The 13,005-nt window shown below is 59.6% G+C and carries 11 protein-coding genes; 5 read left to right on the top strand and 6 right to left on the bottom strand.

Annotated features, from left to right (window positions below; translation table 11 throughout):
- Positions 1 to 121: 121 nt before the first annotated feature.
- Positions 122 to 694, top strand: coding sequence for a hypothetical protein (locus AB4Y75_RS14710; RefSeq protein ID WP_441436622.1), 573 nt, complete (start codon positions 122 to 124; stop codon positions 692 to 694).
- A gap of 153 nt (positions 695 to 847) precedes the next feature.
- On the opposite strand, the gene AB4Y75_RS14705 is transcribed toward AB4Y75_RS14710, so the two are convergent.
- The 3 genes from AB4Y75_RS14705 to AB4Y75_RS14695 form a co-directional block, all read right to left on the bottom strand.
- A complete protein-coding gene (locus AB4Y75_RS14705) occupies positions 848 to 1,798 on the bottom strand; it encodes a hypothetical protein (protein WP_441436621.1) in 951 nt (316 codons plus the stop codon).
- Positions 1,799 to 2,032: 234 nt separating this feature from the next.
- Positions 2,033 to 4,063, bottom strand: a complete 2,031-nt coding sequence (locus AB4Y75_RS14700; protein WP_441436620.1) for an ATP-binding protein — start codon at positions 4,061 to 4,063, stop codon at positions 2,033 to 2,035.
- Complete coding sequence (locus AB4Y75_RS14695; RefSeq protein ID WP_441436619.1) at positions 4,053 to 5,360, bottom strand: SIR2 family protein; 1,308 nt, start codon at positions 5,358 to 5,360, stop codon at positions 4,053 to 4,055. The genes AB4Y75_RS14700 and AB4Y75_RS14695 overlap by 11 nt, the downstream gene beginning before the upstream one ends.
- A 490-nt stretch (positions 5,361 to 5,850) precedes the next feature.
- Between AB4Y75_RS14695 and AB4Y75_RS14690 the strand changes: the two genes are divergently transcribed.
- Positions 5,851 to 6,465 (top strand): hypothetical protein, encoded by a 615-nt coding sequence (locus AB4Y75_RS14690; RefSeq protein ID WP_441436618.1) that lies wholly within the window; start codon positions 5,851 to 5,853, stop codon positions 6,463 to 6,465.
- 112 nt (positions 6,466 to 6,577) lie between these two features.
- Here the strand turns inward: AB4Y75_RS14690 and AB4Y75_RS14685 are convergent, their stop codons facing one another.
- Positions 6,578 to 7,369 carry a hypothetical protein gene (locus AB4Y75_RS14685; protein WP_441436617.1) on the bottom strand — a complete coding sequence of 264 codons (792 nt, stop codon included), beginning with the start codon at positions 7,367 to 7,369 and terminating at the stop codon, positions 6,578 to 6,580.
- Positions 7,370 to 8,158: 789 nt separating this feature from the next.
- Positions 8,159 to 8,929: a metallophosphoesterase family protein gene (locus AB4Y75_RS14680; RefSeq protein ID WP_441436616.1), complete on the bottom strand. Its 771-nt coding sequence runs from the start codon at positions 8,927 to 8,929 to the stop codon at positions 8,159 to 8,161.
- A 453-nt stretch (positions 8,930 to 9,382) separates the two neighbouring features.
- On the opposite strand from AB4Y75_RS14680, the gene AB4Y75_RS14675 reads away from it, so the two are divergent.
- Complete coding sequence (locus tag AB4Y75_RS14675) at positions 9,383 to 9,754, top strand: hypothetical protein (protein ID WP_441436615.1); 372 nt, start codon at positions 9,383 to 9,385, stop codon at positions 9,752 to 9,754.
- A 491-nt stretch (positions 9,755 to 10,245) separates the two neighbouring features.
- On the opposite strand, the gene AB4Y75_RS14670 is transcribed toward AB4Y75_RS14675, so the two are convergent.
- Positions 10,246 to 10,863 carry a TetR family transcriptional regulator gene (locus AB4Y75_RS14670; protein ID WP_441436614.1) on the bottom strand — a complete coding sequence of 206 codons (618 nt, stop codon included), beginning with the start codon at positions 10,861 to 10,863 and terminating at the stop codon, positions 10,246 to 10,248.
- A gap of 81 nt (positions 10,864 to 10,944) precedes the next feature.
- Here AB4Y75_RS14670 and AB4Y75_RS14665 point away from each other — a divergent pair, with 81 nt between their 5' ends.
- Positions 10,945 to 11,913 carry an aldo/keto reductase gene (locus AB4Y75_RS14665; protein ID WP_441436613.1) on the top strand — a complete coding sequence of 323 codons (969 nt, stop codon included), beginning with the start codon at positions 10,945 to 10,947 and terminating at the stop codon, positions 11,911 to 11,913.
- A gap of 21 nt (positions 11,914 to 11,934) precedes the next feature.
- On the top strand, positions 11,935 to 12,972 hold the full coding sequence (locus tag AB4Y75_RS14660; RefSeq protein ID WP_441436612.1) for an aldo/keto reductase: 1,038 nt from the start codon (positions 11,935 to 11,937) through the stop codon (positions 12,970 to 12,972).
- The last annotated feature ends 33 nt before the right edge of the window (positions 12,973 to 13,005 follow it).

The raw sequence follows: 13,005 nt of genomic DNA, 5'->3' as shown, positions 1-13,005 counted from the left end.
GCCCGATCGACGCTTTGTGCGGTGCTGCTGCTCACCCGGACTGTGGGATGTGGGTGAGTCAACCCGACGCGGTCCTGGTGGGGTATGTGATCCGACGAGGCAGAGGGGTTATCCTCTGGCTATGGAAGAGGACCCTTCCGAACCCATACTGCAAGCTGGCGATCATCAAGGCAAAGTCATTGATGCCGTCCGTGAACACAAACTGGAGCTGCAGGATCAATGGGCTTCAAGGACCGCAGAGGTGTGGTCTCGTGTCGTCGCTGCGTACGAGGCGGATCCGACCGACCTCCATTGCGCCTGGGAGTATCTTCAGTGGCATCCGGTTTTCAGGTACTGGGACTTGCCGGAAGTTCCCAAGTCCAAGCTGCACCTGACCTTAGATTCGTGGCGTGATGTTGTCCTGGTCTATGGCTGGCAGGTGACGGATCGCGGAATGGACCGGGCAATCGTGAATGTGATGTTGGGCGAGTTCGGAGAGAGGATCGTGTCGATCTCGCACGGCCCAGTGGTGTGGATCGAGGACGTGGACCCGTCGGTGACGGTACTCATACCGGTTACTGGTGTCCTCATGGAGGAGGCCTTCCAGGTCACCGCGAGTACGTGGGAGCAAGCCGTTGTTGACCTCGCCGTTTTGGTGCGAGACCGACATGGCGATGAGCGCACCAGGCTTCCCGAGTTCATCCCGCCTATCTGATTGCGCATGAGAAGAGCAGGGCTGTGCACATGTCGTCACAATGCCTTGGCGTGGCTATCGGCGAGGTCGGGATCGTGGGCGCCAGCCTCGATGGGTCACTAATGATCAGCGAGCCATCAAGGCTGGCCTCATGTCGAGTGCAGCCGCCTACAACTAGTCGGGCAGTACCACTCTCCAACAGCTCGAGCATAGCGAGTCTCCATTGGAGCGCTTCATGTCCCCGCACCTGGCGCACCAGTCGACATCGGTTTCCTCCAGAGTCGTGGCGCAGCTGAAGCACACGTAGGAGATCTTTGGGCGATTAACGACTTGAATTGGACCGACAAGGGCGTGGCCCGAGCATTCGATGCATTCCTGTAGCGGTTCCGTTCCGCCTTCGGCAATGCTTGTCCAGGTCCACCCAAGAATGTCACTGACATACCGCTCTGCCAGCTCCTCGCTTCCTGTGAGCGCAAGGCAGAAGAGACACCGGTTTTCGTCTTCGTCGCCGTCTATTACCAATGCGTCCTGTTGGCAGTCTGGGCAGGTGATGACGATAGCGTGGGTTCCCAGCTCTGCCTTGAGGTCCCGGAGCCGGCCAGCTTTGAAATCGTCGATCTTGGCAAAAGTAGCTGTAAGCTCAGTCTTGAGTTCCTCAAGCCGTTGCTGTTCTTCGTCTGGAAGCTCCGGTAACAGGTGATCGTGAAGAAAGTCGAGTGCAAATCCCAAGCTTCGGGAAACCTCCAGTCTGGTGGCAATTTTCGGCCCGGGACCGAAGTGCACCATCCGGTTTCTCAGCTTGAAAATCTGATCTGCACGCTTCGTTTCCAGACCGAGGGAAGCTACGTTGTTGAGGCGCTGAACTAGCCTTGATGCTTGAACGCTTACGAAGTCCCCGTTCTTCAGATCTTGGAGCTTCGCCCTGGCAGGGTCATCGAAAAGTAGCGTCCAGTGTTCGAGGGCCAGTCGTGTTTTGAGCAGGACTTCGACTGCAGCGGCGGAAAACACGACCGCATTACGATTCCCCGTTTCGGTGTCCCTATCGATCTCGCCAAGCGCACTCATCAGAAAGTGCCTGCCATTCTCGGACAATACTGATACTGCGTCTCGAGCATCGTGATTCATCTCGGAAGATTAGCGAATCTGAACCGTGCAAGCAATGGCGCAGAGCCTCGATGTCGAGGGAAACGCAGGACGACCCCCAAGAATGCCAGGCGTCGTCGTGTCGCGTGCGCGGCGCAGCCGCGCTGGCGAGGCACCCCAGATGACCTTCTTGTGAAGAAACCGACGGTTGCAGGCCAGCCCTCGGCGGGGCATGAGTCGCTCATGGTTGAGTTCGTGTGTCCACGGGAGTTCGACTTAGAGCCCGTAGAGCCTGTCAACGTCGAAGTCGGGTTCGTCATCGTTGTCGGGTTCGTTCGGAGGGCCTGCGGTGAACCAAAGTTCGCGGATTCGGGCATCGTCACTCTTGGGGGTAGGGGAGGCCTCTCTGACCTTAAACGTTGTCGGCAGTGTCACGGAGTTGCCGAATATCAATGCGTGCTGCTTCGGCAAGGATGGCAGGCGGCTGAGTACTGAGTCGGAGATGTATGGCGTCATCCGGCGGACGTGGCTGAGATCCTCCGGATTCTGGATCCGGTGTACGACGAAATTCGAGCATTGCGACAGCACGGTCTTTGATAGCTCGCTCGGGCGCTGAGAGGCGATCATGATGAAGATGCCGTACTTGCGGCCTTCCTTCGCGATCCGCTCGAAGATGCGGCCCGCGTTGAGTCCGTCGAGGTCTGTGGCTTCGGAGATGTACCGATGGGCTTCTTCGAGGACTAGATTCACCGGTACTGAGCTTCTGGCGGGAAGCCGCCGGACGTACTCAAAGATCAGACGAGCGGTCACGGCGGAGAGAACCTCGATGACCTCGTCCTCAACGTCGGAGAGGTTCAAGATCGAGATCTGAGCGGTTTTCTTCAGCGCACCGGATGAGTCTCGCTGAAACCCGAGAATGGATTCTACAAAGGTTCGAGTGTCCGATTCCGCGGGTGCGCATTCTTCTGGGGAGAGGCGCATGAAGGCCAGTTCGCTCCGATTGCGGACAAACTTATATCTAGTCAGCAACGAGGAGCAGTAGTCGCGAATTGAACGGTTTCCATGGGACTCCTCGTAGAGGATCGCCAGTTCAAGGGCTTCTCCTAGCATTTCGAACTTGAACGGCGTGTTTCTGTAGTCGGGGATCGTCACGCGGTGATCTATGTACTGATCGACGAGCTTCAACAGTTCCTGTTTGTTTCGGTCGTCCATGTTGCCGTAGGAGATCCGCACCAGTGGCGTGATGGTGTGACGGCTGAGATTGCTGGTGCCAAACCATGCGATAAGAGCCGTAATGCGTGCCGAGGAGGAGGTGTCGTTCTCGCTGGTGAGAAGAATGGATTGGATGGCGCTGGCAAGAACATGATCCTTAGTTACGTTCAGATCTGTCCCTGCGCCCATGTATAGGGAGGTGAGCCCTAGGGCTGTTCGAAGCACGGGGCGTTGGGTTCTGTCGCTGGCGCGAAGCAGGAGCTCCCATTCTTCGTGGGTGAGGAACCAGTGCGGGAGTCTGAAGGCGTCTTCTTCGTCGCCGAGTATGTCGGCTGCCTCCGCAGACACCACGCCGGGAACTTTGGCATAGCGGACGCCTATGGATGGAGGAAGCCGGTCGAACGCTTGCTGGTACTCGCCGTTCGTGTCGAAGAAGACGAAGGAAGCGCCAAGAGCCTTGTGATTGTCTCGCTTTTCGAAAATGGACTGGACGATCGATGCTACGGTACAGGACTTGCCGCTGCCGGTGTTTCCAAGGACGGCTGAGTGCCCTCCGAAGAACTCATCGACCCTGACCTTTACTGGGTAGTCCTCGAAGATCACGGATTTGCCGATATCAAATGCCCGGTAGCGTGACGGACCGTCCGGCTCTTCAGCGTCGACTGGCTCGGTGGATCTGGTGACGTCGAGGATCCGGTCCAGGTCGCCTGCCTGTGCGTAGAGAACTTCTGCGTAGAGGGGAGGGAAGACCGGGACACCAAATCGGAAGGGCTCAACGTCTCTGAACGGGAGCATACCAACCGGCACAACGTCCAAGAACTTGGCTGATTTCAAGGCCAGTGAGTCTTCGACGTCACCGCCGATTTGTTCGTTGGCGGAGAGCTCGCGAGCCCGGAGACCGACGACTTCAGCGACAACATAGGCCACCTGGACCGGGATGAGCACGTAGGAGCCGATACGCGCGACGTAGTGCTGTCCGTCGAACCCGACGAGGGTGAAGCTGTCAGAACCTGTGTTGAGTTCAACGAGGAACCGCTCAGCGGTCACCGAGATGACCGTGCCCAGTGCCCGCCGGCCGTCTCGTCTACTGCTCATCGACAGCACCTGCAGTCCGTGCGGGCTTGATCAGTGTGGAAAGAACCTTCTCGATCGCGCCCTCTGTCGGATCGTCACCGGAGGAAGGCATGAACTCTTCGACGAAGTTGTTGAAGTAGTGGCCTTTCCAGTCAGCCTTTTTCTCCTCGGTGCCGATGATCCAGATCCTCGGGTCATCAAGCTCGCGCAGTTTCTGGACCATCGCGTTGGCGTTCGGATCCACGAACGCTACGAGCCTGAACGTCGGAATCGTGAGCGCTTGGAAGATGATGTTGTTGACGTGTTCGTCCCCGAAGCTGTACCCGACCGTGATCAGGGCACTCTGTTCCCTCGCCACGCGGCTCTGCAACTCCCGGAACATGTCGGAGTAGGGGGCAGCGAAGCTGGCATTCTGTTTCGCCGGCGTGGGGTAGATCAGCAGCTGGTCTAGGTCCTCGTCGCTGGTGCCCGGAACATTCTCCTGCACTGGGAACAGGCCGTCGTCAGTTGACCGCCATGAGAGGGAGCCGTGGAGCTTGACGAAGTAGACCAGGCTGTCCACTGAGCTCCATTTTCTGGTGCTGATGTCCAGCTGCTCTGCGATCGTGTACCGGAAGGTGGCCGGGTTGAAGCGGCGCTCGATCGCACCTTGGAAGCCATTGATGTAGGGGACTCCGAGGCGGTCCATAGCGATTTCGTTGAACAGGTCGTAGTTCGTTGTAAACACCCAGGGACGTGGTAGCGCCCGGTCACGCTGGGAGACCCTGCGGTAGAACTTCTGGTACGTGTGAACAACCGTCTGTTCGGGATCCTTCGTCTGACCGGCGAGACACGCGTCGCGTACGAAGCGTTTGACCGCCTCGATCAGGCCTTCAACTGTGCCCAGACCGTCTCCGAGCTCGTCCTTGCTGGTTTGCTGGAGGGCGAACCGGAACCCATAGAGGACCTCCATCAGCCGCTCAAGGTTGTTCGCAAAATCGGGGTGGTCGAGGTCAAGGCCCAAAGTGCCCCTGAGCTCGTCCCGAACAGCGCTTGGCACGTGCACTTTTCCGTCGAATGGGTTCTTGTTCAGGAAGGTCTTGGCGAGCGGGGCCATGGTAGGGATTCCCAGTTCGCCGCCCGGACCCCACGCCGAGGAGCATCCCGAGCCGAAGAGGAAGGACAGATGCTTTGAGTTCATTGCGTCTGCGACGTCTTTGCGCGCCCTGGCAAGGGGTTCAACCTCTGGATCGCTCAGCCCTGATTTCAGGACGTTTGACGATCCCTTGTAGAGCGCGATGGTCTTGGCCCGTTCAGCCGGCTGGGTCTTCCCGGTCACGCTGAGTGCCACAACTGTGGAGCAGAAAGTTCACAGTGTCGTGGCTTCCACGATCGATGCTGGACGTTGAATCTTTCTCTCAACGATTTTCCCCCAAAAGGTAGCCCTTAGTTTGTTACTGGTTGCATCCTATGTGCGAAGGCTGCATCCCAGAAGCACACGAGAAGCGTGACGGTCTGGCTGCGTGCGGCAAGACCGAGTGCTGCAGTCACCATGCCGGCGGATCACTATCTCTCAAAATGTCCGCCGGGCATGTGCGACCCCATGCTCGTTGGGATGAGCGGGTCGATCAGCATGTTGTGTTCCAATTCCGGTCGAGACACGGTGCGCATCGATTGTGTCCAATACTGAGGATCTGATGGTCCACGCCGCGTGGCGGCACCTCCAGTCAATGACTCCGACTGCGATTTCGACTTCCGACTGCCAGGGGTTGGGCACAGGTTCAGTCCGGTACTGACGAGGTGAGGGCCACCGGTCGTAGGCTGATGCTATGACGCTGAAGACGCCTGTTGCGGGAGCGGAACTGCTGGCACTTGTTCATTCGGTCGTGGATGCCCACGGCTTGGATTGGAAGCCAGACACCGTGTTGGCGCTTTGGCGTGCGGTGTATGTGGAATGCCCGATCAACCTTCGTGTCCAACTGCTCGATGCTTTCACCGGCAGTTGGTCGAGGGAGTTGGAAGCGGCGATGGAAGGCTCGGTGACCCGGGCGATGGCCCGGTCCATGGCGGCGACCGAACGGCTATGGGGGAGGATCGAGGGCGAGTTCGGTCTGTTCACCGCTGACGAAGCGGCAGCCCGGTTCCATACGTCCGCCGGGGGTTGGGATGTGTCCTTGGTCGATCAAGGCCTGGCCATAGGAGTTGTTAGAGAAGGGAAACTCCGCTTCCCGGGATTCCAGTTCGATCCTGAAACCAGGCAGGTCCGGCCGGTGATCCGAGAGCTGATCAGTATTGGAGCCCAGTCCAAACACGATATGGAGGATCTGACGCTGATGATGGTCAGCCCCAGCACGTACTTTGAAGGTGGGACAAGGCCGGTGGACCATCTTGACGACCCGGACTTACCAGGGATTATCCGCAACAAGCTTGGCGTCGAGTGGTGATGCCTCCGCGGCTGGCCGATTCAGATCCCAGCCCGCCGCCAACCTCGTTGACCCGAATCTGCCACGCACCGTAGGCAAGAGGCCCGATGTCGAGTGGTAGCACAACGTACCGCTAGCGTTTCGGGAGGAACGCAATCTTGCGCAGATCGGTCACGTTCACGCTGAGCTTTTTCCTGCCCAGTTTCATGACCCCCTCGGTGATCACGTGGGCACCATACAGTTCCCCGGCGCCTCCAATTCCAAGAGACCGATACAACTCGGTCTTAGACTCGTGTTCCAGCCAGATCGTGAATACGTGTCCGTTGCCGTCGCAGTTGATCCATAGGTTCTTTCCGTCGCCATCGTCGGATGCACTGCTGATCTGTCCCCAATATGCTCGGATGTTTCCGTCAGTCGGTGTTTGATGGGTGATGCCCGCGATCTTGTGGAAGTAGTCGGTTGCGCGGACTGCTGGGCCTCTGTCTGGCACATCGAGGTACAGTTCCTCGGGCGGGTAGTCGCTACGGTTTCTGAGGTTCTTCAGCAAAGCACGGAGCCGTGTGGTCTCGTGGAGTGGTGCGTTGTTAGCAGCCCCGTCCCGTCCGTTGCGGGGTGCATCGTTACCGCCGGTCCCACCTGCCGCTGCCTGATGGAATGGCCCGGGCATCGCGTACCGGATCTCCTTATTGCCTTGCGCAGGGCCACGGTCCGGTAACGGGGCGCCTGCTCCGTTGTTGCGCCGGCCAGTGGTGTCGAGGAAGTCGCAGTCCTCGTCGTGGTCGTGTCCGGGAGACATGGCAAAATGGGGGATCCGTTTCCTGGCATCGACGAACTTCGCTTTTTGCTCGCACCCACCGCAGATGAAGGTCGGGCGGCGTTCCTCAAGCCAAGATTGGGGCCGCTTGCTCGCTTCCTCGCTGAACATTCTCGCGTCCCACGACTGGTCGTCCTTAATGCAAAATGCCGTGTCCAACCTTGCTCCTCCCAACAACGATGATGTAGATCTCACCCTACTGTTCAGGTGGAAATTCCTTTTGGATCAGGCCCGGTGCGTATACGCATTTCTCGGGCCTTTCTGGTCGTCCGAATCCGGGCTCAGCGCAGCAACGTTGGATGAGGAACGGGGCGCAGAAGGCTTATGTTCGCCGGGACAATGCAGAAGACCGGAAGGTCCTGAGTGGCGGGCCTGCTCTGCTGACTAAGCGGTATCGCGACACGTCAACGCGGTTGGATGAATGTCCTGGCCTTCGATTCGCCTCACAGGGAAGGCACCCGGCAAAGGACGGTGTTTCGTGGGTGCCTGTGTGGAGACCGACGGACGAGGAGCCGGCCGCCACTGGGCCTCGTCTCTGTTCAGTCTCTTGCGGTGTTAGTAAAAATGAACAGCGAGAAAGACTGAACAAACCCTCACGCACGCCGGTCCGAGATCAGCCGGTTGGACGCAGGCGCCAATGTGAGCGTGCGAGAACACATCACCCAGCTTCCGCTTGGCACCATAAGACATGCAGAGGACCGGGATGAACGAGTCCGCTGGAGGGGCGGAGGCCGTGCATGGCGTCTGGACACTGGCATCAGGTCAGTGAACGACGAACGAGGTTGCCATCGCTGAGCCGGTGAACCTCACCTGGCTTCAAGCGCCCCAGTTTCAGGAAGCCCTCCTCGTAGTCCGGGCAGCCCGGCCCCTAACCACGAGGGACACTGAGAGCTGATCTCCCTACCCGCTGACAATCCGTAACCCCTCGGCCTTGAGTGACCCGTGATCGTTGTGGAGGACTACGGCGTTCCCGTCGCGGGATCCGTCCATGTCTAGGACCTCGATCGTGGTGGGTTCTTTAGTGCCGGTGTTGATGAGCTCGGTGGTGCGTTGGTGCCAGTGACCGCAGAACACGATCGACGGGCGGGTCCTGGCAACAGCCTCGGCGAGCAAGTCCCGCGTCCGGTTTGCCTGGACGGTAATGGCGTCCGGCAATTCGAAGGTTAACTCGAGGTTAATCCCGGCTGGCACGTCATGGGTCAGCAGAAGGTCCAGAGGACCGCCTTTGACGAGGTCTTCGAGCTCGTTCCGTGTCGGCTCTTCGTTTGTCCACCAGTCTTTGCCCTCGGTCCGGTACTGGTGGTCGATGCTGAACGCACCGCCGAGGCCGCCGACAACGAGGCCGTGTACGATCGTCCGACCGGGGCGTGGAAGGTACTTGATGTTCGACAACAGCGGCGCCAAGCCGTCATCACCTACTGGGAGCTTGCCCAACTCGGCCCAGTTGTCATGGTTACCGCCGATGAAGATCAGCCGCAAACCAGCTTGCTGCAGGTAGTAGTTCAGCCGGGCTTCGAAGCGTCCTTTTCCTCTACCTGGCCAGAGAGCACCGAAGTCCCCGACCTGTAGAATAGTTTGAACGCCTTGCTCTGCTGCCGATCGCACAACCTGACGGGCCCAACCGAGATTCCCGTGCCAGTCGCCAGCGATGGCGATCGGAGTTGACTGCATCAAACCACCCTACAACTGGAAGGCGCCGGAAGCTGCCACGTGATCGTGGGTTGACGACCGAGGCCCAGATGCGGGCCATACTCATCAAGCTGGCGCATGTCGAGCGATACTACGTCGCGGCGGTCTTGTAGAGAGGGTCGCTTGCACAGGTTCCACGGATCGAATAAAACAGGGATCTGGCCAGCGCGCTGAAGTTCCAGTGAGGTTCATTCTCCTGGGCCACCGCATTTCAGAGCACGTGCGTATCGTGTTCCGCATGCTGGGCGGGGGCGATGGCTTTCGTCTACCAAACCTGGATTCGCCGCCACGCCTTGGAAGAGCTCGTTCAATCCGCAGAACCCGAAGTAACAACATGCCTTCCTCAACCAGTCAAGGCTCCCGTGTCGGCTGCGATTCAGCCTCGCCCACGAGCTGAGGCATCTTGTGACGCCTTGGCGCCAAGCACATGAGCTGATGCGTAAAGCCGAGAATGAAGGTGGCGCTGACGAGAATCTCTCTCGCAAGGGTCCGGGGCACGACGCCAAGTTCTTGATGATCCTCTGCCGGGAACTCGAGGCCAATAGCTTCGCGACGCGCGTTGTCGTCCCCAGGTGGCTCGTAGAGTGGATCGCTGAGCTTGACCGCCCAGATGTAATCGAGCTGTTGGAGAAGCCTGATGTCGCGGTTCCTGTTGGGCTGAGGGCCTTGGTTCAGTGGTTGCTACCTGGATTTTTCGTGGAACACGACGACGAGGACAACGTGGTCAGACATTGGGAATGTGGAAGATACGGGTCCAGTCTCGCGGTGGTTTCACGCATCGGCAAGGGCCAGCACGTTGATTTTTGAATTCGCCCTGGCGTCTTCGGACGAGCACGGGTACGCCGTTCATTGTGACCGGCGATTCTGGTGGGGGAGGACGACCACCGACATTGCTGTACCGCCGGGTAGTGCGGATCGGCGAGAGACCTTGGCTGGAATCCTCGAGCGGAACACCATTTCAGAAGACGAATCGGCAACGTTATGGAATTCCACTTGTGGAGTTAGCGGATTCCTGCAGAAGAAGTTGGGTGTTGTGGTGTCTGTTGAAGAGCTGGCTCGGCCGTACTCGATCCGTCCGCGGCGGGACCCATATCTTATGGATATCGTTGCGGTCCGAGAATTCCCGGAGTCCATTCGGCGGAGGGCGAGGGACCTCGACGTGCCAGCACGGAAGAAATGGGCCAAGAGGGTAACTTCCGGATAGAGCCTTCTCCCTCCAGTGCACGACTGCCGGATCTAAGACCATTGAACTGCTGGGGCACTCGAAACCGAACTTCGCGGATTAGCAAGCTGTGTCGTCACTGGGCCCTCCACGCTGAGACTGCGCGTTCGACGCATGCGGTCACTGCGCCTTCGATGTCCGTAGACGGGTCGAGCAGCCACTGTAGGCCGATGCCGTCCATGACGGCGGTAAGCAATCGGACTTCGTTCATGATCTGCGACTCAGGCATCGGAGCAGCCTCCCCAGCATCGATAGCTTCTCGCAGGTGACCTGAGAGTGTTGCGAGGTTTCGTGAGTAGCGATGCTGGATGAAGTCATGGGCAGGGTGAGAAGGACTCGAGGCCTCAGCGGCGATGGTGGTGAACAGTTCGAGCAGTCCACGGGAACGCCGGTGGGCGGCCATCACCTCGGGCAGTCGCCAGAAGTAGGCAAGGCCGCTGACATCGGATAGTCCCTCGGCGACGGTGCGTCGGTCCCATTCCTGGAGCACCGAGGTGAGCAGGTCCTCCTTCCTGCCGAAGTGCTGAATCAGTGTGGCGTGGGATACCCCGGCCTTCTCGGCGATGGTGCGGATCGAGCCGCCGGCGTAACCGTGCTCGGCGAAGACGTCCATGGTCGCTGCGATCAGCTGCTCGCGTCGACGCACCCCGGTTCTGTAGGGGCCTCGTGTCCTGGTGCCCGTGGTATCAGCCATGTCTGCAATCTTCCCACACTATTGCCCAAATATAACCGCTCGGTTAGAGTTCAGAGGTCGCCATCACTGAAGGGAGCCTCCATGCAGTACTCCGTCCTTGGTCCAACAGGAATCCGTACCTCGAAGATCTGCTTGGGCAGTGCCACCTTCGGGATCGCCCCCTCTTCTAAGGAAGCGGCAGAAGTGGTCAGTGCTGCTCTGGATGCGGGGGTGAACTTCTTCGATACCGCGAACGTCTACGGCAACACGCCAATCTTTGACCGTCCTGGCCACCCAGCGGCCTCCGAACGGGAATCCGCTGAGGAGATCCTCGGCCGCGCTCTAGCCGGGCGACGCGACGATGTGGTGCTGGCAACGAAGTCGGGGGAGCAGCGCTGGGATCCGGATGCCGGCCTGTCGCGTAGGTACGTGATCGGACAGGTCGAACAGAGTCTGCGACGACTGGGCACGGACTACATCGACGTCTACTACGGCCACTTCCCAGATTCGGATACGCCTCTGGAAGAGACGCTCGCCGTCTACGATGATCTGATTCGTCAAGGGAAGATCCGCTATGCGGCGCTTTCCAACCATCCGGCCTGGCAGATGACTGAGGCACTGTGGATTGCTGATGACCATCGCCTGGTGTCCGCCCCTGTCGCTGCTCAGGTGATGTACAGCCTGATCGACCGCAGCGCGGAGAAGGAGCTCGCACCAGCGTGCACGCGCTTCGGGCTGTCGATCGTCGCGTACGCGCCCCTGCATGGCGGACTGCTCGCGGACTTGAAAGTGCTGGACCGCGAGATCGCCGGCGGCAAGCGGTACGGCGGGCGTGGGTTCTCCGAGGAGGAGATTGCGGTGGCCCGCGAGCTGAATCGCCTCGCCGAGGAATGGGGTCTGGGCATGCAGCAGGTTTCGCTGGCCTGGCTGCTGTCCCGTCCGGCGGTGGCCTCGGTGATAGTCGGGGCTGAGACGGCCAGTGAAGTTCTCGCCAATACTGCAGCTGGTGATGTCGAACTCACTCCCGAGCAATTGAGTGTCGTATCTGCCCTGACCGATGAACAGGCCTGAGCAGGAAGGGGACTGAACGCCATGAAATACTCCGTTCTCGGGCGCACCGGAATGCGCGTGTCCCGGATCGCACTGGGAACCGCCACCTTCGGCGTTGCCCCCGATCCGCAGGATGCAGGCCGGATGGTCGGCGCGGCTCTCGACCTCGGCATCAACTTCATCGACACCGCCGACGTGTATGGCAACATGCCCGTGTTCGACCGGCCGGGCGCGCCGCCCGCTGCGGAACGCCAGCCGGCAGAGGAGATTCTGGGGCGCGCCTTGCGCGGACGCCGCGACGGCGTCGTGATCGCCACCAAGTCCAATGGCATAGTCGGTCACGGGGTCAACGATCGCGGTCTGTCCCGCAAGCACATTATCGATCAGGTGGAGACCAGCCTTCGGCGCCTGCAGACTGATCACATCGATCTTTACTATGCGCACGACGTCGACACAGACACCAGGCCGGAACAGACTCTCGCCGCCTACGACGATCTGATCCGGCAGGGCAAGATTCGATACGTCGGGCTCTCGAATTATCCTGCCTGGCGGGTCACTAGGGCGCTCTGGATTGCAGATGATCGTCGTCTAGCCTCAGCCCCGATGGCGGCTCAGGTGAAGTACAACTTGATTGATCGAGCTGCAGAGAGGGAGCTTGCATCTGCCTGCGGAGAGTTCGGACTTTCGATCATTCCCTATGCTCCCTTGCACGGCGGCCTCTTGGCCGATCTCAAAGTCCTGGACCGCGAGGTCTCCGGCGACGAACGCTTCGGTGCCCCTGGCTTTCCTGAGCGGGAAATCTCACTGGCTCATGAAGTGGATCGACTCGCCAGGGAGTGGGGCCTGGCCCCTTACCAGCTCGCACTGGCATGGTTGTTGGCCCGCCCAGCTGTGGCCTCAGTGATTGTCGGCCCAGAGACGGTCGGGGAGCTCCGTGCCAATGCCACAGCTGCGGACATGGAACTCGAGCCATGGCAGCTGGAGGCATTGACGGCACTGGCTGTCGAACCGCCCACATTCCACCACCGGGCAGGCGACGGCCCAGCCAAGCCCCACGCCAACGGCACTGCCACCCGATGAGAAGCGCCTTGAACCTGTCATACCCCCACCACA

Source organism: Arthrobacter sp. RAF14 (assembly GCF_052114185.1).
Classification (GTDB): Bacteria; Actinomycetota; Actinomycetes; order Actinomycetales; family Micrococcaceae; genus Arthrobacter_E.
The sequence above is the reverse complement of the archived record's forward strand: the minus strand, read 5'-3'. Positions and strand labels throughout refer to the sequence as shown.

What these genes read in the sequence shown, in the direction of transcription:
- AB4Y75_RS14710 (WP_441436622.1), top strand. Translation starts at nt 122, where the DNA reads ATGGAAGAGGACCCTTCCGAACCCATACTGCAAGCTGGCGATCATCAA.
- AB4Y75_RS14705 (WP_441436621.1), bottom strand. Translation starts at nt 1,798, where the DNA reads ATGAATCACGATGCTCGAGACGCAGTATCAGTATTGTCCGAGAATGGC.
- AB4Y75_RS14700 (WP_441436620.1), bottom strand. Translation starts at nt 4,063, where the DNA reads ATGAGCAGTAGACGAGACGGCCGGCGGGCACTGGGCACGGTCATCTCG.
- AB4Y75_RS14690 (WP_441436618.1), top strand. Translation starts at nt 5,851, where the DNA reads ATGACGCTGAAGACGCCTGTTGCGGGAGCGGAACTGCTGGCACTTGTT.
- AB4Y75_RS14685 (WP_441436617.1), bottom strand. Translation starts at nt 7,369, where the DNA reads ATGTTCAGCGAGGAAGCGAGCAAGCGGCCCCAATCTTGGCTTGAGGAA.
- AB4Y75_RS14680 (WP_441436616.1), bottom strand. Translation starts at nt 8,929, where the DNA reads ATGCAGTCAACTCCGATCGCCATCGCTGGCGACTGGCACGGGAATCTC.
- AB4Y75_RS14675 (WP_441436615.1), top strand. Translation starts at nt 9,383, where the DNA reads ATGCGTAAAGCCGAGAATGAAGGTGGCGCTGACGAGAATCTCTCTCGC.
- AB4Y75_RS14670 (WP_441436614.1), bottom strand. Translation starts at nt 10,863, where the DNA reads ATGGCTGATACCACGGGCACCAGGACACGAGGCCCCTACAGAACCGGG.
- AB4Y75_RS14665 (WP_441436613.1), top strand. Translation starts at nt 10,945, where the DNA reads ATGCAGTACTCCGTCCTTGGTCCAACAGGAATCCGTACCTCGAAGATC.
- AB4Y75_RS14660 (WP_441436612.1), top strand. Translation starts at nt 11,935, where the DNA reads ATGAAATACTCCGTTCTCGGGCGCACCGGAATGCGCGTGTCCCGGATC.